The following is a 24,265-nucleotide window of genomic DNA, read 5'->3' as shown; positions in this document are numbered from 1 at the left end:
GCGGGGAACAGGAAGGGCGCTTAGATTTGAACGGTAGAGTTTTGTTCGACCCGGTCCAGCCCGAACGTTCCCGCCGCAGCCTCCGCCCGCGCGTCCCATGTCGTCCGTCATCCGATTCCGTCACCTGCCGACCCTTGCCGCGCTGCTTCTGGCCGCCCCCGGCGCCGCCTCGGCCCATGCTATCATCGTCTCGTCGCAGCCCGCGGCGGGCGGGACCATCGAGAAGCAGCCGACACTGATCCGGCTGCGCTTCAACAGCCGCATCGATCACGCCCGCTCGCGGCTGAAGCTGCGCGCGCCCGACGGCGCCGAGCAGGCGCTCACGCCGGCCGGCGACGCGCCGGCCGACGAGATCGACGCCGAGGCCAGGGCGCTGAGCCCCGGCGCCTGGCATCTGCAATGGCAGGTGCTCAGCGTCGATGGCCACATCACCCGTGGCGACATTCCCTTCACCGTGCGCTAGCCGTGTCGCTGTTGCTCGACATCTTCGGCTATCTCTCGGTGGTGCTGCGCGGCCTGACCCTGCTGGCCCAGTCCTTCACCATCGGCGGCTTGGCATTTCTGCTGTTGCTGCTGCGCCCGCTACGGCAAGGGCTGTCCGCTGACGCGATCGTGGTCGGGAAGCGCAGCCAGCGCTTCCTGCGCCGCAGCGCATTCGGCTGGTTCGCGGTCGTGCTGGCCTCGCTCGCAGTCAACATGGGAGCGCTGATCGGGACGCTCGATCTGTCGTTCGGCGCGGCGGCGGGCGCGGATTTCGCGCGCTCCGGCATGGCCGTTGCCGCCTGCGCGCTCGGCATCGCCGTGCTCGCCCGGACCGGCACCTGGGCCGCCTGGCGCGTCGTGGCGCTGGCCGTGCTGGCCGTCGCGGCGCTGCTGCTGCAGCTCAACCTGACGCATGCGGCGAGCCGGCTCGAGGCGCGTTGGCCGCTGCTCGCGGCCGACTTCCTGCACATGCTCGGTGCCGGAATCTGGATCGGCGGCCTGCCGTATTTCCTGATGGCGCTGAATGGCTGCAAGGCGGACAGCGACCAGCGGTTGATCGGCCGGCGCTATTCGCTGATCTCGATGGTCTCGGTGGCGGCGATCGTGCTCGGCGGCACGGTGATGGCGATCGCCTATCTCGGCTCGTTCGCAGCGATCTACGGCACCGCCTATGGCGTGATGATGTCGGCCAAGGTCGCGATGCTGCTGATGCTGCTCGCGCTCGGGGCGGGCAACTTCTTCGCCGTCGAACGTTTGCGCCGCCGTGATCCCACAGCACCGCTCTTGCGGATGAAGCGCTTCGTCGAGGTCGAGCTCGGCATCGGGCTGACGGTGCTGCTCACGGCCGGCTCGCTGACCTCGCTGCCGCCCGGCATCGATCTCAGCCAGGACCGCCTGAGCTGGGCCGAGATCGTCGATCGCGCCGCGCCGCAATGGCCGCGGTTGACGAGCCCCTCGGTCGATCAGCTTACGATCTCGCAGTTGCAGGCGAAGATCGATGCCGCCGACGCGCAGCGCATGACGGCACCGCCGGCCTATGTCCCGGGCGAGGGCGTGATCCTGCCGCGCAGCGCCGCCGACATCGCCTGGTCGGAATACAACCACCATTGGGCCGGCATCTTCGTGGTGCTGATCGGCCTGCTGGCGCTGATCGAGCGCTTCTCCTGGGGCCGGTGGGCGCGGCATTGGCCGCTCTTGTTCCTGGTGATGGCCGCGTTTCTGTTCCTGCGCGCCGACGAGATGGCCTGGCCGCTCGGACCGATCGGCTTCTTCGCCTCCTTGCGCGACCCCGAAGTGGCGCAGCACCGGCTGTTCGTGGTGCTGATCATCCTGTTCGGCCTGTTCGAATGGCGCGTGCGGCTGCGCGGGCAGCAGGCAGGGCGCGCGGCGCTGGTGTTTCCGCTGACGGTGGCCGTCGGCGGCGCGCTGCTGATGACGCACTCGCACGCCATCGCCAACATCAAGGACCAGCTGCTGATCGAGATGAGCCACACGCCGCTGGCGCTGTGCGGCATCACCGCCGGCTGGGCGCGCTGGCTGGAGCTGCGCATGGACGGCAGGATCAGCCGCGCGGCCGCCTGGGTGTGGCCGGTGGCGTTCGTGCTGGTCGGGCTGATCCTGCTGGATTATCGCGAGGCGTGAGGCGCCTCACTCCTTCTTCAGGAACACATAGTCCGCGGAATAGGCGACGCTGCGGAATTGACCGGCGGTGTCGCAGGCGCCCGCAAGCTTGCCGCCGGCCGTGTTGATCCGCTGCACGGTGGTCACATCCGAGAGCACGCCCTTTGCGCCGCGATGGGAGACGACCTCGAGCTTCAGCCAGGGGATGTCGTTGTCGGTGGCGCCGACCGCGGTGCCCTGCACGCGGCCGCCGACGATCGAGCCGTCCTGATGCTCCCAGCTCGGGCCGGCGTAGTGCCGGCCGACCGTCTTGCCGTCCGCGAGCAGGGTCGCGATCGGCTCGCGGAACGTCCAGGCGAGCTTGCCGTCCTTGTCCGCTTTGCAGTCGTAGACCTGCGCGCCCTCGGCGTGCAGCGTCAGCACCGGCTTCTCGCCGGCGGCGACCAGGGCGTCCGGGATCGTGGGCTCGGCGGCCTGGACGGGGACGGCGCCGAGCAGCAGCAGCGAAAGCGTCGGGATCACGCGCATGGTCAAGTCCTCGGTGACAGCAGAAAATGAAACGGGCCGCGCTGGTGGCGCGGCCCGTTGATAGGTGACGAAACCAGAAGGCGAAAGTGGGGAAACTTACGCCGCCATCGCCTTGGTCAGGTTCTCGGCGATCTTGTCGAGGAAGCCGGTGGTTGACAGCCAGCGCTGGTCGGCGCCGACCAGCAGCGCGAGGTCCTTGGTCATGTAGCCGGACTCGACGGTGTCGACGCAGACCTTCTCCAGGGTGGCGGCGAACTTCGCCAGCTCGGCATTGTTGTCGAGCTTGGCGCGATGCGACAGGCCGCGGGTCCAGGCGAAGATCGAGGCGATCGAGTTGGTCGAGGTCTCCTTGCCCTTCTGGTGCTCGCGGAAGTGACGGGTCACCGTGCCGTGGGCGGCCTCAGCCTCGACGGTCTGGCCGTCCGGGGTCATCAGCACCGAGGTCATCAGGCCGAGCGAGCCGTAGCCCTGGGCCACCGTGTCGGACTGCACGTCGCCGTCATAGTTCTTGCAGGCCCAGACATAGCCGCCCGACCATTTCAGCGCCGCGGCGACCATGTCGTCGATCAGGCGGTGCTCGTAGGTGATCTTCTTGGCCTCGAACTTGTCCTTGAACTCCTTGTCGTACACCTCCTGGAAGATGTCCTTGAAGCGGCCGTCATAGACCTTGAGGATGGTGTTCTTGGTCGACAGGTAGACCGAGTAGTTCGTGGCGAGGCCCATGTTGAGCGAGGCGCGGGCGAAGTCGTAGATCGACTCGTCGAGGTTGTACATCTCCATCGCGACGCCGGCGCCGGGCGCCCTAAAGACTTCCTTCTCGATCACGGTGCCGTCGTCGCCGACGAACTTCATCGTCAGCACGCCCTTGCCGGGGAACTTGAAGTCGGTGGCGCGGTACTGGTCGCCATAGGCGTGGCGGCCGATGATGATCGGCTTGGTCCAGCCGGGGACCAGGCGCGGCACGTTCTTGCAGATGATCGGCTCGCGGAACACGACGCCGCCGAGGATGTTGCGGATGGTGCCGTTCGGCGACTTCCACATCTCCTTGAGGCCGAACTCCTTCACCCGGGCCTCATCCGGGGTGATGGTGGCGCACTTGACGCCGACGCCGACCTTCTTGATGGCGTTGGCGGCATCGATCGTGATCTGGTCGTTGGTCTTGTCGCGGCTCTCCATCCCCAGGTCGAAATACTGCAGATCGATGTCAAGGAACGGGTTGATCAGCTTGTCCTTGATGTACTGCCAGATGATCCGCGTCATCTCGTCGCCGTCGAGCTCGACGACCGGGTTGGTCACCTTGATTTTTGCCATGATCGATGGGGCCTTCTTGGGAACAGCGCGCCAGGAATGGAAAGCGCTTGTGAAATCAAGCGCGTCATAGCACTGCTGCACCGCGGGCGGAAGCGCACCCGGTATGCGTCCGGTGCTGATTTTCGCAGCCCGCTCATGCGGTGGGCGACGGCGGCGAGGCGGCCGGCTGCGGTTTCGCGCAAACCGTAAAATTCTTGGCTAAGCCGATTATTTTGCTTGAGAATTCTCGCCAGCCGGGCCAACGGAGCGGGCAGGGCGCGCGGGCGCGCTTCAACCGGATCTGGAAGTCGAGGATCGAGCGTGTCGGGCACCGACAAGACGAAGGCGGGATTGGAGATCACGGGCCCGGTGGTGATCCTGGTCGAGCCGCAGCTCGGCGAGAACATCGGCATGGCCGCGCGCGCCATGGGCAATTTTGCGTTGTCCGAGCTGCGACTGGTCAACCCGCGCGACGGCTGGCCGAACATCGCCGCCCAGCGGGCCGCCGCCGGGGCCGACCACATCATCGATCATGTCCGGCTGTTCGACACCCTGCCGGAGGCGATCGCCGACCTCGACCTGGTGTTTGCCACCACCGCCCGCGCCCACGACCAGGCCAAGCCGGTGATGGGCCCGGAGGCGGCCGCGCGGGAGATGCAGGGCCAGATTGCCGCCGGCGGCCGCGCCGGCATCCTGTTCGGCCGCGAGCGGGCGGGGCTGACCAACGAGGAGGTCGCCCGCGCCAACCGCATCATCACCTATCCGGTCAATCCGGGTTTTGCCTCGCTGAACCTCGCGCAGGCCGTGCTGCTGATGGGCTATGAGTGGTTCAAGCTGGTGACGTCGGGCGCGCTGCCCTTCGCCATGCCCGAACGCTCGGAGCGCGCCAGCCAGGGGCAGATGGAAGCGTTCTTCGAGAACCTGGTGCGCGAGCTCGACCGGGTCGAATTCCTGCGCCCGCCGGAGAAGCGCGAGACCATGCTGGTCAACCTGCGCAACATCTTCTTCCGCATGGAGCCGTCGCGGCAGGACATCCACACCCTGCACGGCGTGGTGATGGCGATCGCCGAGGGACGCAAGGGACCGGCCAAGGGCGGCGTGCTCGACAGCGAGCAGGCGACGCGGCTGCGCGCGCTGATCGCCGAGCAGGGTACCGTCGCCAACCTGCCGGATTCGCGCGGCTCGCTGCGCGGGCTGGCGCGGCTGCTCCGCCGCAATCCCACCGACGCCGAGCGGGCGCTGTGGCACGCGCTGTCGCGCGACCGCCGCTTCGCCGGCCAGTTCAAGCGCCAGACCCCGGTCGGCCGCCACATCCCCGACTTCGTCTCCTTCATCCACCGCCTGGCCATCGAGCTCGTCGGCCCCGACGAGAGCGAGGGCGTCGTCGCCGATCGCAGCGCACGGCGGGCATGGCTGGAAAGCCGCGACTATCGCGTCACCGAGGTGAAGGCCGCGGATGTCGAGGCGAATCTGGAGGCCGAGCTGGTGCGGCTGCAGGCGCTGATCGGCGCAGCCAAGTAGTCGCCGACGGTCGCGTCGCGAGCCGCGTGGCGGCTATCAATGGCTTCGCGCATACGTCCATCGCGCGCAATTGTCGATTGAGTTGTCGCGCGGCTCACACGGCCCTGGCAATTCATCCGCGCCCCGGCGGGCCTCGAGTCTGCCATCCCGTTTACACCGGCTGAACGATGATTTGCGAACGCAATTCCAGATTGTGGTTCGTCCGATCGGTTCTGGTTAGATCGCAGCACAAAGAGCAAGACCTAAGGGGGCATTCATGGCTACGCGACGATGGCGCTCGTTTTTGAGTGGTGCGTTGATCATCGGTTCGATCTTCGGCTTGTCGGCGAGCGCCGAGGCGGCGGCACCGAAGCGGTGTACGACCGCGGCCGATCTCGGCGCCGACGAGCGCATCGCCGGCTGCACTGTCGTGATCGAGCACGGCAAGCCGGCGACGCCGCAGGTGATCGAAGCCCGTTTCGCACGCGCCGGCGCCTATTTCCGCAAGGGAGATGTCGAGCATGCGATCGACGACTACAAGATCGTCATCGAGCAGTCCTCGGCCGGTCTTCTTGCCGCATTCGATCGCGCCGGCCCCGATCTGCGCGAGAGCGAGCCGCAGCCGGGGTCGGGTTTCGGGCGGGCGTTCGGTCGCAATGGCTACCGCGCGCAAGCCTATCGCGCGCTGGGGATCGCAAGCTTCCAGGCGGGTCTCCTGGAGCAGTCGCAGGACGACTTCCGATGGCTCAGCGAGATCGATCCCAACAATGCCGATGCGGCCTTGTGGCTGGACCTGGCGCGCCGCCGTGCCGGGCTCGCGAGCGAGCTCGCCGACCACGCCAAGCGGCTCGACATGGGCAAATGGCCGGCGCCGATCGTTCGCCTGTTTCTCGGCCAGGAAACGCCAGAGGCCGTGCTTGCGGCGGCGGACCGCGGTGCTCCCGCCACGCGCCAGGCACGGCGCTGCGAGGCGAACTTCTTCGCCGGCGAGTTGATGCTCCACCAGGGTCGCGAGGGCGACGCCATGCAGCTGATCGACCGGGCTCTCGCCGAGTGCCGGTGGACGTCGCGCGAACGGTCGGTCGCCGAGGCAGAGGCGCGCGCGCTCCACGTCATGCCGTAGACAGCATGCGCGTGCGCGCATGCTTAACGCGCACGCGCGCATTTGAGTGAAAATGCCCGGTCAAATCCGCACGCGGCGGGTTACGGAACGCTCGGGTTCGAACGGTATGATCTGCGCATTGCCCTTCCATTGTTGCAGCGGTGCGGCCTTTCATCATGAACGAAACCAGATCGGTGTTGCGGGACCTCGAGGATGCGATCGCGCGGGGGACCGCCGACAGCCGGGAGCGCGCGCTGTGGCATGCGACCGACCTGCTGATCGCGGGACGGTACTGCGAGGAGGAGATCGCCACCTTCGGCGAGGTCATCGGCCGGCTGGCTGACGAGATCGAGGTCGAAGCGCGCGCCAAACTCGCCGATCGCCTCGCCAGGATCGAATATTCACCGGCCAGCGTCATCCGCAAGCTCGCCTTCGACGACGAGATCTGGGTCGCCGGCCCGGTGCTGCGCGAATCCGAGCGGCTCGATGACGCCACGCTGGTCGAGAACGCCAGCACCAAGAGCCAGGACCATCTGCTCGCGATCGCCGAACGCCGAACGCTGAGCCCGGCGGTGACCGATGTGCTGGCGACGCGCGGCGACCGCGCCGTCGCCACGGCGGTGGCGCGCAACCAGGGCGCCCAGTTCTCCGGCGCCGGATTCCTGCACATGGTCAAGCGCGCCGAGAACGACTCGATCCTCGCCGAGCATCTCGGCCGTCGGCTCGACATCCCGCGCCATCTGTTCCAGCAGCTCATCGCCAAGGCCTCGGACGATGTCGGCAAGCGGCTGGCCGGCGAGCGCCCTGAACTGCTCGGTGAAATCAACAGCTCGGTCGCCAACATCGCCGGCGACCTGCAGTCGAAGTTCGGGCCCGGCTCGCGCAACTACTTCGTCGCCAAGCGCACCGTGACGATCCAGCACCGCCTCGGCAATCTGCACGAGAGCACCATCGCCAGCTATGCGACGGCGCACAAGGTCGAGGAGGTGACGATCGGCCTCGCGCTGCTGTCGGGACTGCCGGTCGACGTCGTCGAGCGCGCCTTGTTCGACCGTAACCGAGAGATGCTGCTGATGCTCGCCAAGGCGCTCGGCTTCACCTGGGATACGATGATGGCGCTCGCCTTCCTCGGTGCCCGCGAACATCGCATCACGGCCGGTGAATTGCAGGAGCTGGAGCGTGACTATGCCAAGCTCCAGTCGCAGACGTCGCGCAGCGTGCTCGAATTCTATCAGTCCCGCAAGAATCCGGGCAAAGGCGGCAAGGCGTCCACGCCGCGCGCGGCGGCGTATTGAACCTGCAGCGACGGACGGAGGTGATCGCGGATGAACGGCACGGAACTCCCTCTTCGCAGAGAGCAGCGGATCGGCCATCGCGAGACGCCTGCGGACCGCGCGGCGGCCGATGCGGCCTGGCACGTGCTCGAAGCGGCCAACGAGCTCGGTGATGAGGCTGCGGTCGCCGCCTGCCGCCGCGTCATCGATGCCAGCCTCAACGGCGCGTGCGCAGACCAGGCCGACCTGAAGCTGGTGACGGAGTATTTCCGCTAATCCAGACGCTCGGTCGCGGAGCAGGGCGGCTCACGCCGTCGCGAGCTGCGGGTTCGCCTTGCTGTTGCGCTGTGCCGCCTTCAGCTTCGCCGGCTCGATCAGCGCCTTCGCGGCCAGGCCGGCCGTGTCCGCGACCTCGGGATTGCGTGACACCATGGCCGCCACGATCGCGCCGTCGATCAGCAATGCGAGCTGATGCGAGAAGCTCTCCGGCTCGGCGGCGCCCATCTCGCGGGCGAGCCTCTCGATATGCGCCAGCACCACCTTCTTGTGGCGCATCGCGATGGTGCGAAACTGCTTCTGATCCTTGTCGTGCTCGCCGACCGCATTGATGAAGGGGCAGCCGTAGAAGCGCTCCTCGCCGAACCAGCTCTTCAACGCCGGAAAGATGCGTGCCAGCTTGGTCTCGGCGTCACCGCCGCCGTTCTCCATTTCCGCGATGAACCATTCGCGCCACTGCTTGCCTTCGCTTTCGAGCACGGCGGTGACCAGCGCGGTCTTCGATCCGAACAGCTTGTAGAGCGTGGTCTTCGCGGTGCCGGCCTCGCTGATGATCGCATCGATGCCGGTGGCATTGATTCCGTTCTTGCAGAACAGCCGCGTAGCGGCGCCGAGCAGACGGCCGCGCGCGGATTCGTCATCGCCGGCCGAGATCGTCCTCGCGATCGCCTGCTTCTTGCCGGATTGTTTGCCCGCAACTGACTTTGCCATGCCTGCGAGCTTAATCGCTGTGCGCGTGAGTCAGCAAGACTGCTGATGTGCGCGAGGCGGCGTTGCGCGCAATTTGATCTCCGAAGGCGGCATTCTGCACCGCGCTTGGGCAACGGAGGGGACGCAGCGGGTCGCCGCTTGCCGCGATGATCGCGTAAGTCGCGAGGATCATTCCGGCTTTTGATTTTTGGCCTCTCTGGCACGCTTCGTGCAGGATACAGACCGTTCGGTATCCTCATCCCAGGGAGAGAAATGAGATGACCGCTGTGGTTCAGAAGACGGCGCTGACGGGCTGCCTCGCGCCCATCGACAGAGGTGGGCTCGAGCAGCTCATCGTCAACGGCAAGGCCAACCCCAAGGTCATCAAGACCCTGAAGTGCAAGACCGTCGCCGAGGGCAAGTTCCGCCACGCCAACTACATCCGCAACCTCGCGCCGTACATCGTCGACGAGCCGCCGGGGCTGCTCGGTGACGACACCGCGCCCAATCCGTCGGAAGCCTCGCTCGCTGCGCTCGGCTCGTGCCTGGCCGTCGGCCTGCACGCCAATGCGGTGCATCGCGGCTGGATCGTCAACAAGCTCGAGCTGGAGCTCGAGGGCGACCTCAACATCACGGCCGTCTGGGGCACCGGCGACGTCAGCGAGAAGCCGGTCGGCTTCACCGACGTCCGCGTCAAGGTCGACATGGAGTGCGAGGGCATTTCCAAGGAAGAGGTTCAGGCGCTGATCGACCACGTCAAGAAGTGGTCGCCGGTCGCCAACACGTTTACCCGCCCTGTCAATCTCGAAGTCGGAATCTGATCGGCCGAGGGCCTGCGAGTAGCGGAGGACGTCATGGGTTCACTCGGACAGCATCTGGCGGTCGACAGCGCGGGCGTGATGCCCGTACCGTCGACCGTGGAGCAGGTCACGGCGATCGCGCGCAAGGAGCTCGCGCCGCTGGCCTCTGGCATCGACGCCGGGACGGTGTACCCGGCCGACGTGCTCCGCCGCTTCGGCGAGGTCGGCGCGTGGAGCAGCCACGTGCCGGACAATGGCGCGGCGGATCTCAACTGCGCGATCGACGCCATCGGCGCGATCGGCGAGGTCTGCGGCGCCTCTGCCTTCATGGCGTGGTGCCAGAACACGCTGGTCTGGTACATCGCCAACTCGCCCAACAAGGCGCTCGTCGACCGTCTGCTCGACGACGCCGCGAGCGGCCGGTTGCTCGGTGGCACCGGCTTGTCGAACCCGATGAAGAGCTTCTTCGGCATCGAGAAGCTCAAGCTGAAGGGCCGCAAGGTCGAGGGCGGCTACGTCGTGCGCGGCGTGCTGCCCTGGGTCTCGAACCTCGGACCGGACCACATGTTCGGCACCATCTTCGAGCGTGAGGACGCGCCGGGCGAGATCGTGATGTTCATCGCCGACTGTTCCGATCCGGCGGTGACCCTGCAGCCATGCCAGCCGTTCCTGGCGATGGACGGCACCGGCACCTATGGCATCCAGTTTCGCGACCTGTTCGTGCCGGACGAGCTGATCCTGGCCGATCCCGCCGGTCCTTTCGTCAAGAAGATCCGCGCCGGATTCATCCTGCTGCAGGCCGGCATGGCGCTCGGCCTGATCAAGGACTGCATCAAGATCATGCAGGAGGTCGAGGCGCCGCTCGGTCACGTCAACCGCTATCTGCCGCAGCAGCCGGTCGATTTCAGCGCGCTCGCCGACGAGCTCGCAAAGGAAACTTCGGAGCTCGCCAGCGATCCGTTCAACGCCGACGAGACCTATTGGCGCAAGGTCGTCGCGCTGCGCCTGCGGGCCGGCGAGGCCAGCGTCGCTGCGGCTCATGCCGCGATGCTCCATTGCGGAGCCCGCGGCTACCTCAAGGGCAATCGCGCCGAACGTCGCCTGCGCGAGGCCTATTTCGTCGCGATCGTGACCCCCGCGACCAAGCAGCTCCGCAAGATGCTCGCCGACGGCTGACGCCGGCGAGAACGGCAACCAACAAATCCCACCAGGAGAGGCCTGCCATGACGGACGTTCTGATTACTGCCGGTGAACTCGCCGAGTTCATCAAGACCGAGCCGTGTGTCGTGATCGACACCCGCAATCCCGATGCCTATGCCGCGGGACATCTTCCCGGCGCGGTCAACGTCCACGAGATCTTCACCTATCTCGCGACCTCCACGCCGGAAGGCATCACGGAGCTGAAGACGAAGTTTGCCGACGCGTTCGGCGCCGCCGGCCTGTCGGGTGCGGAGACCGCCGTGGTCTACGAGCAGTCGATGAACTCCGGCTTCGGCCAGTCGTGCCGCGGCTATTTCCTGCTCACAATGCTCGGCTATCCCAAGATCAAGGTGCTGCATGGCGGCTACGACGCCTGGGTCGCCGCCGGCATGCCCGTGACGACCGACGTGCCGTCGCCGGCGAAGGCATCGTTCAGCATCGTTCCGGAGGCGGGGAGCATCCTGATCGACGCCAAGGCGATGCTGGCCGCCGTCGGCAATCCCGCGATCGCGATCCTCGACGTCCGCGATGTCGACGAATGGATCGGTGATTCCTCCTCGCCCTACGGCAAGGATTTCTGTCCGCGCAAGGGCCGCATCCCCGGTGCCGTCTGGCTCGAATGGTACCGCATGATGAAGCCGACCGGAGAGGGGCCGCGCTTCAAGTCGAAGGACGAGATCCTCGCCGAATGCGCCACCGTCGGCATCACCGTCGACACGCCGGTGTATCTCTACTGCTTCAAGGGCGCGCGGGCCTCGAACACCTTCCTGGCGCTGAAGAACGCCGGCGTGAAGGATGTGCGGATGTACTTCGGCTCGTGGAACGAGTGGTCGCGCGATCCGTCGCTGCCGATCGAGGAAGGTCTTCCGATGCCGGCGATGACCAGCAAGGCGGCATAGAAGCTGCATGTTGAGCACGTCCGGCCGCTGAAAAACGCGGCCGGATGAGCAGTTCGAAGGCGCTGATAGCGCAGGTGTGACAAAGGGGCGCAGCACATGTCGATTTTCGATGATCCGTTCGATGCCGATTCACGCGTGAATGCCGGTTGTATCTGCGGCCAGCATCGCAGCCCGGCCGAACATGAGCACGCCATGCTGGCGCTGCGCTGCGAGCCCGTGGCGGAGTCCACCGAGAAGCGCTACGAGAACGTGGTCGCGTCCGCCGTGCTGCGCGCGGTGTTTCCGCAAGCTGCCACCCGCCGCGCGTTCCTGAAGTCGGTCGGCGCCGCCACCGCGCTCGCTGCCGTCTCGCAATTCTTTCCGCTGAAGACGGCGACTGAAGCTTTCGCCGAAGCGGGCGCGCCGGAGAAGAAGGATCTCAAGGTCGGCTTCATCCCGATCACCTGCGCCACGCCGATCATCATGGCAGCGCCGCTCGGCTTCTATGCTAAGGCTGGGCTGAACGTCGAGGTCGTCAAGACCGCCGGCTGGGCCGTGATCCGCGACAAGACCATCAACAAGGAATACGACGCCTCGCACATGCTGGCGCCGATGCCGATCGCGATCTCGCTCGGCCTCGGTGCACAGCCGATCCCGTTCACCGTGCCCGCGATCGAGAACATCAACGGGCAGGGCATCGTGCTGGCGATGAAGCACAAGGACAAGCGTGACCCGAAGGACTGGAAGGGCATGAAGTTCGCCATTCCGTTCGACTATTCGATGCACAATTATCTGCTGCGTTACTATCTCGCCGAGCACGGCATCGATCCCGACACCGACGTGCAGCTGCGCTCGGTGCCGCCGCCGGAGATGGTCGCGAACCTGCGCGCCGACAACATCGACGGTTTTCTCGCGCCTGACAACATCTGCCAGCGGGCGATCTTCGACGGCGTCGGCTTCCTGCACGTGCTGTCGAAGGAGATCTGGGACGGTCACCCCTGCTGCAGCTTCGCGGCGAGCCGCGAGTTCATCACGACGGCGCCGAACAGCTTCGCGGCGCTCACCCGCGCCATCGTCGATGCCACCGCGTACGCGTCGAAGGCCGAGAACCGCAAGCAGATCGCGGAGGCGATCGCTCCGGCGAATTATATCAATGCGCCGGTGACCGTCATGGAGCAGGTCTTGACCGGCACCTACGCCGATGGCCTCGGCGGCGTGAAGACCGATCCGAAACGCGTCGATTTCGATCCGTTCCCGTGGCAGTCCTTCGCGGTGTGGATGCTGACGCAGATGAAGCGCTGGGGGCAGATCAAGGGCGACGTCGACTACAAGGCGGTCGCCGAGCAGATCTATCTCGCCACCGACACCCGCAAGGTCATGATCGACATGGGCCTGACGCCGCCGAAGGACTCCTACAAATCGTTCTCGGTGATGGGCAAGCCGTTCGATCCGACCAAGCCGGACGACTACGTTGCCAGCTTCAAGATCAAGAAGGCGTCGTGATGGGAGCGATGGGCACGCTGCCGGCCACACCACCGGTGTCGTCCTCGCGAACGCGGGGACCCATACGCCGTAACCTGGCTTGTGGTAGGAGCAGTAGCGACAATCTTATCCATCCATTGATTTCGGTGGTTATGGGTCCCTGCGTTCGCAGGGATGACGCCGGTGGTGGAGCGACGGCATGACCGCCTCACTTCGTCTGCGCGCCGCCGTCGTCTCAATCGTGCTGCTCGCCGTCTTCCTCGGCGCCTGGCACATCGCCACGCGCAGCACCGGCACGGCTGCCAACATGAGCCCGGAATACGCCAAGCTGATGGGCATGACCGCGACGCAAGGCAAGTCGGCGATGCCCGGGCCGCTCGATGTCGGCGCCAAGCTGTGGGAGCATCTCCGGCGGCCGTTCTACGACAATGGGCCGAACGACAAGGGGCTCGGCATCCAGCTCGCCTTCTCGCTCGGGCGGGTGATGCTCGGCTACCTGATCGCGGTCGCGGTCGCGATCCCGCTCGGCTTCCTGATCGGCATGTCGCCCTTGATGAGCAAGGCGCTCGATCCGTTCATCCAGATCCTGAAGCCGATCTCGCCGCTCGCCTGGATGCCGCTGGCGCTCTACACCATCAAGGATTCCAGCCTGTCGGCGATCTTCGTGATCTTCATCTGCTCGGTGTGGCCGATGCTCATCAACACCGCCTTCGGCGTCGCCGGCGTGCGCAAGGAATGGATCAACGTCGCCCGCACGCTCGAGGTCGGGAATTTCCGCCGCGCCTTCACCGTCATCCTGCCGGCCGCGGCGCCGACGATCCTCACCGGCATGCGGATCTCGATCGGCATCGCCTGGCTCGTCATCGTCGCCGCCGAGATGCTCGTCGGCGGCACCGGCATCGGCTACTTCGTCTGGAACGAGTGGAACAACCTCTCGATCACCAACGTGATCATTGCGATCCTGATGATCGGTTTGGTCGGCATGATGCTCGATCAGATCCTGGCCCGTGTCGCGCGGCTTGTGACGTTTCCGGAGTAGGGGGATGACGGTCGTGATCCCAAGCAGAGCGGCCGTCTTACCTCTCCCCGCTTGCGGGGAGAGGTCGGATTGCATCGTAGATGCAATCCGGGTGAGGGGGTACAGGTCCATCCACGGACACTCCCGGCGCGTGTGCCCCGAATCATCTCTTTCCATAGGCACCTTTCGTGCGGCTGCCCCTCACCCCAACCCTCTCCCCGTGAAGAACGGGGAGAGGGAGCGCACCGTCCTCGCGGAGTCTGCTCGATGACCTCAGACAAGTTCATCTCCATCGAGGGCATCGCCAAGCGCTACGACGGGGCGCGGAGCACGACGATCTTCGAGAACCTGTGGCTCGCGATGGCGCGCGGCGAGTTCGTCTGCGTGATCGGGCATTCCGGCTGCGGCAAGACCACGGTGCTGAATGTTCTTGCCGGCCTCGACGCACCGAGCGAAGGCGCCGTCATCGTCGACGGCCAGGCCATCGAAGGCCCGAGCCTCGACCGCGCGGTCATCTTCCAGAGTCATGCGTTGCTGCCATGGCGGACGGTGCTCGGCAATGTCACCTATGCCGTCTCGTCGAAATGGCGCAAATGGGATCGCGCCAAGGTCAAGGCGCATGCGCTGAAATATATCGAGCTGGTCGGGCTTGCCGGCTCCGAGCACAAGCGTCCCTCGGAGCTGTCCGGCGGCATGAAGCAGCGCGTCGGCATCGCCCGGGCGCTGTCGATCACGCCGAAGATCATGCTGATGGACGAGCCGTTCTCCGCGCTCGATGCGCTGACGCGCGGCACCCTGCAGGACGAGGTCCGCCGCATCTGCGTCGAGACCGGGCAGACCGTGTTCATGATCACCCACGACGTGGACGAAGCGATCTATCTCGCCGACAAGATCGTGCTGATGACCAACGGTCCCGGCGCGGTGCTGGCGGAGATCGTCGAGAACCCGCTGCCGAAGGACCGGCTGCGCGGCGACCTGCATCGTCATCCGCTGTACTACGCGCTACGCAACCACATCATCGATTTCCTGGTCAGCCGCAGCAGGACCTTCACCGCGGAGGTGCCGGATCACGATCCGCGCAAGGTGCCGGTGGTGAAGATCGGGCGCACCGAGCCGGCGATCGTCGCGTCCAAACCGGTCGAGAGCGATACGCCGCTGGCGGTCGCCCGCTGACGGCCAGCCGGAACAAACCCATCAACGAAGACCCATCAAGGGAGACCAAGCATGAAGCGATCCGACCTCACCGAAAAGCTGCTCGACATCAAGCGCGAGAAGGGCTGGAGCTGGAAGTACATCTGCGAGACGATCGGTGGCTATTCCGAGGTGCTGATCGTCGGCGCCATTCTCGGCCAGATGAAGCTGACCAAGCCGCAGGCCGCCAATGCGGGCGAGCTGTTCGGCCTGTCGAAGTCCGAGATCGCGATGCTGAACGAGACGCCGATGCGCGGCGAGGGCGTGCAGATGCCGCCGACCGATCCCCTGATCTATCGCTTCTACGAGCTGGTGATGATCAACGGCCCGGCCTGGAAGGAGCTGATCCAGGAGGAGTTCGGCGACGGCATCATGTCGGCGATCGATTTCGACATGGTGATGGAGCGCCTGCCCAATGCCAAGGGCGACCGCGTCAAGATCACGATGTCGGGCAAGTTCCTGCCGTACAAATATTACGGCGCCAGCGGCAACGTGCCGGAGTACGGTTTCAAGGAAGAATAGGCGAATAGGGAGTGGCGAATAGGGATCTTCTTGCCCTATTCGCTACTCGCCATTCGCAACTCGCCCGTTATTGTCCCGCCTTGACCTGCGCCACGGCGGTCGACAGCAGCTCGCTCATCTTCGCGCGCACGTCCGCCTCGGTGACGGCGGCGCCCTTGGCGTTGAGGTCTCCCAGCACCTTGCGCAGCACGTCGGCATCGCCCGCTTCCTCGAAATCGGCCGCGACGACCTCCTTGGCGTAGGCGTCGGCGTCAGCGCCGGACTTGCCGAGCTTTTCGGCGGCCCACAGGCCGAGCAGCTTGTTGCGGCGGGCTTCTGCCTTGAACTTCAATTCCTCGTCATGGGCGAATTGCTTCTCGAAGGCGTCCTCGCGCTTGTCGAACGTGGTCATGGTCGGAACTTCCAGTGTTGCCGAAGAGGGTTAACCGCGCAGGCGGTTGCGGGGCGGTGGCCGCACGCCTAAATAATTGGAACATCTTGCCAATACAACGGGTACGAGGCCGCAGGGAAGGGCGGTAAAACTCCGCCCCCGAGGCCTGGATCGATTGTGCTCGGGACACCAATGAGATAGGTTTCCCACAGGCCCGGTTCTTGTTCTGTTTCCGTCCGTCCGGGCCCTCGCGGCAGCTCCGTCGTGGTCCTGTCCAAAGTCATCCGGAGCCCACCATTTCATGGATTTCAACAAAACACGGTACATCCCAATGAGCCGTCGGCGTCGCATTTATGAAGGCAAGGCCAAGGTCCTGTACGAAGGCCCCGAGCCGGGCACCCTGATCCAGCACTTCAAGGACGACGCCACCGCCTTCAATGCCAAGAAGCATCAGGTGATCGAAGGCAAGGGCGTCCTCAACAACCGGATCTCGGAGTACCTGTTTCAGCACCTCAACGACATCGGGGTCCCGACTCACTTCATCCGCCGGCTCAACATGCGCGAGCAGTTGATTCGCGAGGTCGAGATCGTCCCGCTCGAGGTCGTCGTGCGCAACGTGGCGGCGGGCTCGCTGTCGCAGCGCCTCGGCATCGAGGAAGGCACCCAGCTGCCGCGTTCGATCATCGAATTCTATTACAAGAACGACCAGCTCAACGACCCCATGGTGTCGGAGGAGCACATCACCGCGTTCGGCTGGGCCACGCCCCAGGAAATCGACGACATCATGGCGCTGGCCATCCGCGTCAACGACTTCCTGACCGGGCTCTTCCTCGGCATCGGCATCCGCCTGGTCGACTTCAAGATGGAGTGCGGCCGGCTGTTCGAGAACGAGATGATGCGGATCATCGTCGCCGACGAGATTTCCCCCGATTCCTGCCGGCTGTGGGACATCAAGTCGAACGAGAAGCTCGACAAGGACCGCTTCCGCCGCGATCTTGGCGGCCTTCTGGAGGCCTATACCGAGGTCGCCAAGCGGCTCGGCATCCTCATCGAGAACGAGCGTCCGGCGGGCTCCGGCCCGGTCCTGGTCAAGAGCTAAAAGGGATAAAGACGTGAAAGCGCGTGTCACGGTGACGCTGAAATCCGGCATCCTCGATCCGCAGGGCAAGGCGATCGAGGGCGCCCTCAAGTCGCTCGGCGTCAACGGCGTCGCGTCCGTGCGCCAGGGCAAGGTGTTCGACATCGAGCTCGCCGGCGCAGACAAGGCCCAGGCGGAGGCGGCCCTGAAGGCCGCCGCTGACAAGCTGCTCGCCAACACGGTGATCGAGAACTACCGGGTGGAGCTGCTGGGGTAGGGCGCTGAGGGGGAGACATGATCCGCCGAAACGAAGTCAGACTGGGCGTCGCGGCAGTTGGTCTCCTTCTATCGGTATCGATGGCGAGCGCAGCGGCTCCGGTCACTATGGACGGATGGCGCTACACCGCTGGACCGAACGGCCTGCATGTCTTCGTATGCGCACGTGTCGACTGTGTGCCTGGGTCTCGGCTTGTTTGCCAAAGCAAGCCGCCCCATTCGGCGCTGCTTCCGGGCATCCTGCGCAAGTGGGATGAGATGGCCGCTGAGCTCTCGGGCGAGCCGCCCGAGGTGCGAACGACGAGCCACAGACTCTCCGGTATCGTCGACAGCGCTACATCACAATACGTTTTGATCAGTTCGTCGAACGACGAATACGCCAGCCGAGCCAATCTCGCGCGATTCGAGAAGGCTCTGCAGGAAGCCAGCAAATAGGTCGCAAGCATGAAATCCGCCATCCTCGTCTTCCCCGGCATCAATCGCGAGCGCGACATGGCGCGCGCGCTGCGCATGATCTCCGGCCATGAGCCGGCGATGGTCTGGCACGCCGAGACGTCGCTGCCGAAGGGCACCGATCTCGTCGTCGTCCCCGGCGGCTTCTCCTATGGCGATTACTTACGCTGTGGCGCGATCGCGGCGCGGGCGCCGGTCATGGACGCGGTGCGCGATCACGCCGCCAAGGGCGGCCTCGTGCTCGGCGTCTGCAACGGCTTCCAGATCCTGTGCGAGTCCGGCCTGCTGCCGGGCGTGCTGATGCGCAACGATAAGCTGAAATTCATCTGCAAGGACGTGCATCTGCGGGTCGAGCGCTCGGATTCTCCGTTCACCCGCGGCTACAATGCGGGACAGGTCATCCGCGTGCCCGTCGCTCACGGCGAGGGCAATTATGCGGCCGACGAGGAGACCTTGAAGCGGCTCAATGGCGATGGGCGCGTGCTCTATCGTTACTGCTCGGCCGATGGCGAGGTTGGCGACCTCAGCAACATCAACGGCGCTGCGCATTCGATCGCCGGCATCGTCAACGAGAACGGGAATGTGCTCGGCATGATGCCGCATCCCGAGAATCACGTCGAAGACATCATGGGCTGCACCGACGGCCGTGGCCTGTTTGCCGGCCTCGTCGCCCATCTCGACCGCGCGGCCTGACGCCGTTCATCGAAATCGTTCCGTAGTTTTTTCTCGCGCCGTCCGGCAACGCCGGGCGGCTGTTTGCGTTGTCCGCCCGATTCCACGGGACAGGAACCAAGGAGGTTCTCATATGACGACGAAACATTGGCTGGGAACGGCCGCGATCATTCTGGCGATCGGCACGGCATCAGGTGCCGCATCGGCGCAGTCCGAGATGAAGCGCGAGGGTGGCGCCGCTGCCCCGACCGCACGCGAAGCGATCCGGCCCGGCAGCGAGGCCAAGAGCGCTGGCGCGGCCGTGGAACACGGCGCGTCGGAGGCGAAGCAGAGCGCGCAGGGTCGCAGCGAGCCGTCATCGGCCGCGCGCGAGCAGGCTCAGGAGCGCTCGGCGCACGATGCGAAACAGAGCGCGGAGCAGAGCAAGGGCGAGCGCGGGCCGGACTCGGCACAGCGCGAGCGCGACGCCAAGGACAGCGCCGAGAGCAAGTCGCAGGCCGACAGCAAGCAGGCCGACAAGCAGTCTGACAGCAAGAGCAAGGCTGAGTCGAAGCAACAGCAGGGACGCGCCGACGAGCCGCGCAAGGGCGAGGATCGCGCCGCCGAAACCAAGTCGGGCGCCACGGATCGCAAGTCCGACCGCGAGGCCGAGCGCAGCGGCAGCGACAAGAGCCGGCAAAGCCAGGACGAGCGCAAGGCCGGCACGTCGGACCAGGCGGCCGACAAGCAGACCGGCCGCAGCAAGCAGGCCAATCAGCCGGGCGCAACGGACAGCAAGAGCACGACCGCGCAGCAGAACCAGCAGACCGGTCCGGCCGGTGCCGCTGCGGGCAAGCCGGACGCGACCGGGCAGGCCAGCAACCAGACCCAGACCAACAACACCCGCTCCAGCACGCAGGTTTCGGTCAACGAGCAACAGAAGACCCGCGTGGTCGACCAGCTCAAGCGTGATCACGACTTCGACCGTGCCCGCACCGACATCGACATCCGCATCAACGTCGGCGAGCGCCTGCCCGAGCGCGTGCGGCCGCGTCCGCTGCCGTCGGACATCGTCACCATCGTTCCGGAATATCGCGGCTACGAGTACACCGTCGTGCATGACGAGATCGCCATCGTCGATCCGCGCAGCCGCGAGATCGTCGATGTCATCCCCCAGGACGGCATGCGCGCCGATCGCGGCTATGAGCGCGGCGGCTACGGCGTGAGCTCGACCCGCATCGTGCTGTCCGACGATCAGCGCCAGATCCTGCGCCGCGCCGCGACCGAGACCGGCACCGTCGGATCGACGACATCGTCATCGACCTCGTCCGGAACGAGCTGCCTGAGCCTGCGCCGGGTGCCCGATGAGCTCGCGCGCAGCAATCCGGAGCTCGCCAACTACCAGTATCTGGCGATCGGCGAGCAGGTCGTGCTGGTCGACCCGCGCGATCAGAAGGTGGTGCAGGTCATCGACCAGCAGCAATAGCGGCGTGGCGATACGACGGCGGCTCGAGGGCGGGGGCGCGACGCGCTTCCGCCCTTCTTCGCGACAGGATCGCCTTCCGTACGGCCATCGAACGAGCCTTGCTCCGCTGCTCGAACCGGCCGTTGTCCTCATGCGTCAAACCGGCATCGTCAATTGAGCTGGCGCGGACGGGATTGTCGGCCGCGCGCGGCCACGCTATCAACGTTGGCGTGTAGGGATTGGCCGTGGGGACCGCCGTGCCGGTTGCACTCGTCATTATAGTTCTTCAGATCTCGCTGATCTATCATGCGTCGCGGACCGGGCGGATGCAGCCTTGGGCGTTCATCATCTTGTTGGTCCCCTTGATCGGCGCGCTCGCCTACATCGTCGTCGAGCTGGTGCCGGAATGGCTGGGCAGCCACGACGTCCAGAAGGCGCGCAAGCGCGTCGCCAACAAGCTGGACCCTGAGAAATACTATCGTGAGTTGTCGGATCGCGTCGCCGTGACGGATACGATTGCCAACCGCGCCGCGCTCGCCGAGGAATGCATCGCCGTCGGTCGCTATGACGAGGCCGAGCAGCATTATGATCACATCCTGAGCCTGCCGATGGGCCACGAGCCGCTGTTCGCGCTCGGCAAGGCCAAGGCGCAGTTCGCGCGCCGCCGCCCCGCGGATGCACTGGCGACGCTCGACGAGCTGCAGAAGGCCTGGCCGGACTACAATTCGGCCGAGGCGCATCTGCTCTATGCTCGCGCCTTGCAGGAAGCCGGCCGCACCGACGAGGCCCTGGAGGAGTACCAGGCCTTGCTGGACTACGCGCCGGGCAGCGAGGCGAAGGTCCGCTACGGCTTGCTGCTCAAGCTGGCCGGCCGCATCGACGAGGCCAAGATCGTATTCACCGAGCTGCTGATCCAGATGAAGCGCGCCCCGCGCCATGTGCGCAAGGCGCAGGCCGAGTGGATATCGATCGCCGAGAAGCAGCTCGCGGGGTGAGGCCGTAGCCCGGATGAGCGCAGCGACATCCGGGTTCACCGAGGGAGCGCGTGAGATCCCGGATGTCGCTGCGCTCATCCGGGCTACAAATCAAATCAGGCTACGGCGAGTTCGCTGCCTCCGGCGTCCGCCGCTTGACGCGCTTGATGGTCCCTGAGAACGAGAACAGCGGCTTGGTGCCGGAATGCAGCATGCCGCGCAGGAAGATCAGCGACGCGCCGGCGCGGGTGACCTCGCCGGTGGCCTCGATCAATTCCCCCTCGCGCGCGGCGTCGAGGAATTCGGACGAGAACGAGACCGTGACGCCCGGGCCCTGCATGATCGGCGCGGCGAAGGCGAACAGGCAGTAATCCGCGAAGGTCATCAGGCAGCCGCCATGGACGTTGCCGCCGCCGTTCAAATGCTTCTTCTCGACCCGGAAGGCGCAGCGGATCGAACCGTCGTCCTCCATCCGGTGCCAGAACGGTCCGGTATGGGATTCGTAGCTGTCGCGCATCCAGGTGCGCCAGCCGGCGAACTCGCCGTCGGTCGCGATATGGATGCCGGGGCGGTTCTCGAAGGCGGAACGGGTCAGATCGTGCACGTGCAAGGGCCTTTAACTGTTGATTTACCGTCTTAAATCCGATTGGCCGCCAATCTGCAAATATCCCGCTTGGCGGGTCCGGGCCAAAGCTCTGGACAGGGCGGAATAGGGCCGTAAAAGGCCTTTTCCGCTTCTGCCTCTGTATCTATGAAGCAGGGTTTAAGGGACCAGCGGCCCACGGGGCAAAGGCATTTCTCCATGCGCAATGAACCGCAGATCACCCCCGAGCTCGTCGCCGCCCACGGCCTGAAGCCCGACGAATATGAGCGCATCCTGAAGCTGATCGGGCGGGTCCCGACCTTCACCGAGCTCGGCATCTTCTCGGCGATGTGGAACGAGCACTGTTCGTACAAATCGTCCCGCATCCATCTCAAGGGCCTGCCGACCAAGGCGCCCTGGGTGATCCAGGGCCCCGGCGAGAACGCCGGCGTGATCGACATCGGCGACGGCCAGGCGGTCGTGTTCAAGATGGAGAGCCACAACCATCCGAGCTACATCGAGCCGTACCAGGGGGCCACGACCGGCGTCGGCGGCATCCTGCGCGACGTGTTCACCATGGGCGCACGCCCGATCGCCTGCCTGAACGCGCTGTCGTTCGGCGCGCCGGAGCATCCGAAGACGCGGCATCTGGTGTCCGGGGTGGTGGCCGGCATCGGCGGCTATGGCAACTCGTTTGGCGTTCCGACGGTCGGCGGCCAGACCCGCTTCCACACCCGCTATGACGGCAACATCCTGGTCAACGCGATGGCGGTCGGCCTCGCCGACGCTGACAAGATCTTCTATGCGGCCGCCTCCGGCGTGAACATGCCGATCGTCTATCTCGGCTCCAAGACCGGCCGCGACGGCATCCACGGCGCCTCGATGGCCTCGGCCGAGTTCGACGACTCCTCGGAGGAGAAGCGCCCGACGGTGCAGGTCGGCGACCCCTTCGCCGAGAAGCTGCTGCTGGAGGCGTGCCTCGAGATCATGGCCGCCGACTGCGTGATCGCGATCCAGGACATGGGCGCGGCCGGCCTGACCTGCTCGGCGGTCGAGATGGGCGCCAAGGGCGACCTCGGCGTCGACCTCGATCTCAATTGCGTGCCGACCCGCGAGATCGGCATGAGCGCCTACGAGATGATGCTCTCCGAAAGCCAGGAGCGCATGCTCATGGTGCTGAAGCCGGAGAAGGAGAAGGAGGCGGAAGCGATCTTCCGCAAATGGGGCCTCGATTTCGCGGTGGTCGGCTACACCACGCCGAGCAAGCGGTTCGTGGTGAAGCATGGCGGCGACGTCATGGCCGACCTGCCGATCAAGGAGCTGGGCGACGAGGCGCCGCTCTATGACCGCCCGCATGTCGCCTCGCCTGCGCTGCCGGTGATCCATGCCCGCGAGGTCAAGCCGCCGATGGACATCATCCCGGCGCTGGAGAAGCTGATCGCGACGCCGGATCTGTGCTCGAAGCGCTGGATCTGGGAGCAGTACGATCACGTCATCCTCGGCAACACCGTGCAGCGCCCGGGCGGCGATGCCGCCGTGGTGCGCGTGCAGGACGGGCCGAAGGGCCTGGCGCTCACCGTCGACGTCACGCCGCGCTATTGCGAGGCCGACCCGTTCGAGGGGGGCAAGCAGGCCGTCGCCGAAGCCTGGCGCAACATCACCGCGGTCGGTGGCCGGCCGCTTGCGATCACCGACAATCTCAATTTCGGCAACCCGGAACGGCCCGAGATCATGGGCCAGTTCGTCGGCTGCCTGAAGGGCATTTCGGAGGCCTGTCGCGCGCTCGACTTCCCCGTCGTCTCCGGGAACGTCTCGCTCTACAACGAGACCAACGGCCGCGCGATCCTGCCGACGCCCTCGATCGGCGGCGTCGGCCTGCTCGATGATTTCACCAAGTCGGCGAGCATCGCCTTCAAGGCCGAGGGCGAGGCGATCCTGCTGATCGGCGAGACCCATGGCTGGCTCGGCCAGTCGGTCTACCTGCGCGACGTCTGCGGCCGCGAGGAGGGCGCTCCGCCGCCGGTCGACCTGGCCGCGGAGAAGCGCATCGGCGATGTCGTGCGCGGCATGATCCATGCGGGCACGGCGACGGCTGCGCATGATCTGGCCGACGGTGGTCTGCTCGTCGCGCTCGCCGAGATGGCGATGGCCTCCGGCGTCGGCGCGCGGCTGCTGGCCGCGCCTGCCTCGATCGTGCCACATGCCTATTGGTTCGGCGAGGACCAGGCGCGCTATCTCGTGACGGTGCCGGAGACCGAGGCTGGCCGCGTGCTCGCCAAGATGCGCGGCGCCGGCGTGCCGTGCACGCGCATCGGCACGACAGGCGGCACTGCGCTGGCGATCGCCGGCGAGGCCTCGGTGGAAGTGGATACGCTGAAGAGCCGGTTCGAGAGCTGGCTACCAGAATATATGGGCGGGGCGGCTGCCTGACACACCGTTGTCGTCCCGGACAAGCCACGGCGGCGCACCGCGCCGACGTGGCGCCGATCCGGGACCCACTCGGTGTACGGAGTAGTCGGCGGGACTGGTCGTTGACCTGCGCCAACAACAAGATCTTGCGG

The 24,265-nt window shown here is 65.9% G+C and carries 25 protein-coding genes; 20 read left to right on the top strand and 5 right to left on the bottom strand.

The genetic code is table 11. The features are described from left to right. Positions 1–97: 97 nt before the first annotated feature. On the top strand, positions 98–463 hold the full coding sequence (locus ACQR2C_RS06635; RefSeq protein ID WP_434880744.1) for a copper resistance CopC family protein: 366 nt from the start codon (positions 98–100) through the stop codon (positions 461–463). A gap of 2 nt (positions 464–465) precedes the next feature. Then, positions 466–2,124 (top strand): copper resistance D family protein, encoded by a 1,659-nt coding sequence (locus ACQR2C_RS06630; RefSeq protein WP_434880743.1) that lies wholly within the window; start codon positions 466–468, stop codon positions 2,122–2,124. Positions 2,125–2,130: 6 nt separating this feature from the next. Here the strand turns inward: ACQR2C_RS06630 and ACQR2C_RS06625 are convergent, their stop codons facing one another. Both ACQR2C_RS06625 and ACQR2C_RS06620 read right to left on the bottom strand, forming a co-directional pair. Beyond that, positions 2,131–2,631 carry a DUF3455 domain-containing protein gene (locus ACQR2C_RS06625; protein ID WP_315801223.1) on the bottom strand — a complete coding sequence of 167 codons (501 nt, stop codon included), beginning with the start codon at positions 2,629–2,631 and terminating at the stop codon, positions 2,131–2,133. A 96-nt stretch (positions 2,632–2,727) separates the two neighbouring features. Beyond that, positions 2,728–3,942, bottom strand: a complete 1,215-nt coding sequence (locus ACQR2C_RS06620) for an NADP-dependent isocitrate dehydrogenase (protein ID WP_434880742.1) — start codon at positions 3,940–3,942, stop codon at positions 2,728–2,730. 300 nt (positions 3,943–4,242) lie between these two features. Between ACQR2C_RS06620 and ACQR2C_RS06615 the strand changes: the two genes are divergently transcribed. From ACQR2C_RS06615 to ACQR2C_RS06600, 4 genes are all read left to right on the top strand, one after another. Further along, positions 4,243–5,442 carry a TrmJ/YjtD family RNA methyltransferase gene (locus tag ACQR2C_RS06615; protein ID WP_434880741.1) on the top strand — a complete coding sequence of 400 codons (1,200 nt, stop codon included), beginning with the start codon at positions 4,243–4,245 and terminating at the stop codon, positions 5,440–5,442. Between the two features lie 256 nt (positions 5,443–5,698). Then, the gene (locus ACQR2C_RS06610; RefSeq protein ID WP_434880740.1) at positions 5,699–6,544 is read left to right on the top strand and encodes a hypothetical protein; all 846 of its coding nucleotides are present in this window, start codon (positions 5,699–5,701) and stop codon (positions 6,542–6,544) included. 155 nt (positions 6,545–6,699) lie between these two features. After that, complete coding sequence (locus ACQR2C_RS06605; RefSeq protein ID WP_434880739.1) at positions 6,700–7,818, top strand: DUF2336 domain-containing protein; 1,119 nt, start codon at positions 6,700–6,702, stop codon at positions 7,816–7,818. Between the two features lie 30 nt (positions 7,819–7,848). Then, positions 7,849–8,073 (top strand): hypothetical protein, encoded by a 225-nt coding sequence (locus ACQR2C_RS06600; RefSeq protein WP_434873114.1) that lies wholly within the window; start codon positions 7,849–7,851, stop codon positions 8,071–8,073. Positions 8,074–8,103: 30 nt separating this feature from the next. On the opposite strand, the gene ACQR2C_RS06595 is transcribed toward ACQR2C_RS06600, so the two are convergent. Continuing rightward, positions 8,104–8,784: a TetR/AcrR family transcriptional regulator gene (locus ACQR2C_RS06595; RefSeq protein ID WP_434880738.1), complete on the bottom strand. Its 681-nt coding sequence runs from the start codon at positions 8,782–8,784 to the stop codon at positions 8,104–8,106. Between the two features lie 257 nt (positions 8,785–9,041). On the opposite strand from ACQR2C_RS06595, the gene ACQR2C_RS06590 reads away from it, so the two are divergent. From ACQR2C_RS06590 to cynS, 7 genes are all read left to right on the top strand, one after another. Further along, positions 9,042–9,584, top strand: a complete 543-nt coding sequence (locus ACQR2C_RS06590) for an OsmC family protein (protein ID WP_006614508.1) — start codon at positions 9,042–9,044, stop codon at positions 9,582–9,584. A 33-nt stretch (positions 9,585–9,617) separates the two neighbouring features. Continuing rightward, positions 9,618–10,739 carry an acyl-CoA dehydrogenase family protein gene (locus ACQR2C_RS06585; RefSeq protein ID WP_434880737.1) on the top strand — a complete coding sequence of 374 codons (1,122 nt, stop codon included), beginning with the start codon at positions 9,618–9,620 and terminating at the stop codon, positions 10,737–10,739. Positions 10,740–10,786: 47 nt separating this feature from the next. Beyond that, the gene (locus ACQR2C_RS06580; protein ID WP_434880736.1) at positions 10,787–11,662 is read left to right on the top strand and encodes a sulfurtransferase; all 876 of its coding nucleotides are present in this window, start codon (positions 10,787–10,789) and stop codon (positions 11,660–11,662) included. Positions 11,663–11,758: 96 nt separating this feature from the next. Next, entirely contained in the window at positions 11,759–13,144 is a 1,386-nt protein-coding gene (locus ACQR2C_RS06575; RefSeq protein WP_316183075.1) for a CmpA/NrtA family ABC transporter substrate-binding protein, read from the top strand. Positions 13,145–13,322: 178 nt separating this feature from the next. Then, on the top strand, positions 13,323–14,162 hold the full coding sequence (ntrB, locus tag ACQR2C_RS06570) for a nitrate ABC transporter permease (protein ID WP_316183076.1): 840 nt from the start codon (positions 13,323–13,325) through the stop codon (positions 14,160–14,162). 246 nt (positions 14,163–14,408) lie between these two features. Then, entirely contained in the window at positions 14,409–15,314 is a 906-nt protein-coding gene (locus ACQR2C_RS06565; protein ID WP_316183077.1) for an ABC transporter ATP-binding protein, read from the top strand. A 51-nt stretch (positions 15,315–15,365) separates the two neighbouring features. Further along, positions 15,366–15,854 (top strand): cyanase, encoded by a 489-nt coding sequence (gene cynS / locus ACQR2C_RS06560; protein WP_315779742.1) that lies wholly within the window; start codon positions 15,366–15,368, stop codon positions 15,852–15,854. Positions 15,855–15,921: 67 nt separating this feature from the next. Here cynS and ACQR2C_RS06555 read toward each other — a convergent pair whose 3' ends face one another. Next, positions 15,922–16,245, bottom strand: coding sequence for a DUF1476 domain-containing protein (locus ACQR2C_RS06555; RefSeq protein ID WP_316183078.1), 324 nt, complete (start codon positions 16,243–16,245; stop codon positions 15,922–15,924). A 310-nt stretch (positions 16,246–16,555) separates the two neighbouring features. Between ACQR2C_RS06555 and purC the strand changes: the two genes are divergently transcribed. From purC to ACQR2C_RS06525, 6 genes are all read left to right on the top strand, one after another. Further along, positions 16,556–17,323, top strand: coding sequence for a phosphoribosylaminoimidazolesuccinocarboxamide synthase (gene purC / locus ACQR2C_RS06550; protein WP_016843454.1), 768 nt, complete (start codon positions 16,556–16,558; stop codon positions 17,321–17,323). A gap of 13 nt (positions 17,324–17,336) precedes the next feature. Continuing rightward, a complete protein-coding gene (gene purS, locus ACQR2C_RS06545) occupies positions 17,337–17,579 on the top strand; it encodes a phosphoribosylformylglycinamidine synthase subunit PurS (protein ID WP_315801208.1) in 243 nt (80 codons plus the stop codon). Between the two features lie 17 nt (positions 17,580–17,596). After that, a complete protein-coding gene (locus tag ACQR2C_RS06540) occupies positions 17,597–18,013 on the top strand; it encodes a hypothetical protein (protein ID WP_315801207.1) in 417 nt (138 codons plus the stop codon). A gap of 9 nt (positions 18,014–18,022) precedes the next feature. After that, positions 18,023–18,724: a phosphoribosylformylglycinamidine synthase subunit PurQ gene (gene purQ / locus ACQR2C_RS06535; protein ID WP_315801206.1), complete on the top strand. Its 702-nt coding sequence runs from the start codon at positions 18,023–18,025 to the stop codon at positions 18,722–18,724. Between the two features lie 196 nt (positions 18,725–18,920). Further along, positions 18,921–20,168 (top strand): DUF1236 domain-containing protein, encoded by a 1,248-nt coding sequence (locus tag ACQR2C_RS06530; protein WP_316216113.1) that lies wholly within the window; start codon positions 18,921–18,923, stop codon positions 20,166–20,168. Positions 20,169–20,404: 236 nt separating this feature from the next. After that, positions 20,405–21,142 (top strand): tetratricopeptide repeat protein, encoded by a 738-nt coding sequence (locus tag ACQR2C_RS06525; RefSeq protein WP_434880772.1) that lies wholly within the window; start codon positions 20,405–20,407, stop codon positions 21,140–21,142. A gap of 100 nt (positions 21,143–21,242) precedes the next feature. Here the strand turns inward: ACQR2C_RS06525 and ACQR2C_RS06520 are convergent, their stop codons facing one another. Next, positions 21,243–21,725, bottom strand: a complete 483-nt coding sequence (locus tag ACQR2C_RS06520; RefSeq protein WP_315801205.1) for a PaaI family thioesterase — start codon at positions 21,723–21,725, stop codon at positions 21,243–21,245. Between the two features lie 198 nt (positions 21,726–21,923). Between ACQR2C_RS06520 and purL the strand changes: the two genes are divergently transcribed. Next, the gene (gene purL / locus ACQR2C_RS06515) at positions 21,924–24,134 is read left to right on the top strand and encodes a phosphoribosylformylglycinamidine synthase subunit PurL (RefSeq protein ID WP_434880735.1); all 2,211 of its coding nucleotides are present in this window, start codon (positions 21,924–21,926) and stop codon (positions 24,132–24,134) included. The last annotated feature ends 131 nt before the right edge of the window (positions 24,135–24,265 follow it).

The organism is Bradyrhizobium sp. HKCCYLRH3061, assembly GCF_051168015.1.
Lineage (GTDB): Bacteria > Pseudomonadota > Alphaproteobacteria > Rhizobiales > Xanthobacteraceae > Bradyrhizobium.
This window is presented reverse-complemented; position numbering and strand designations above follow the sequence as displayed.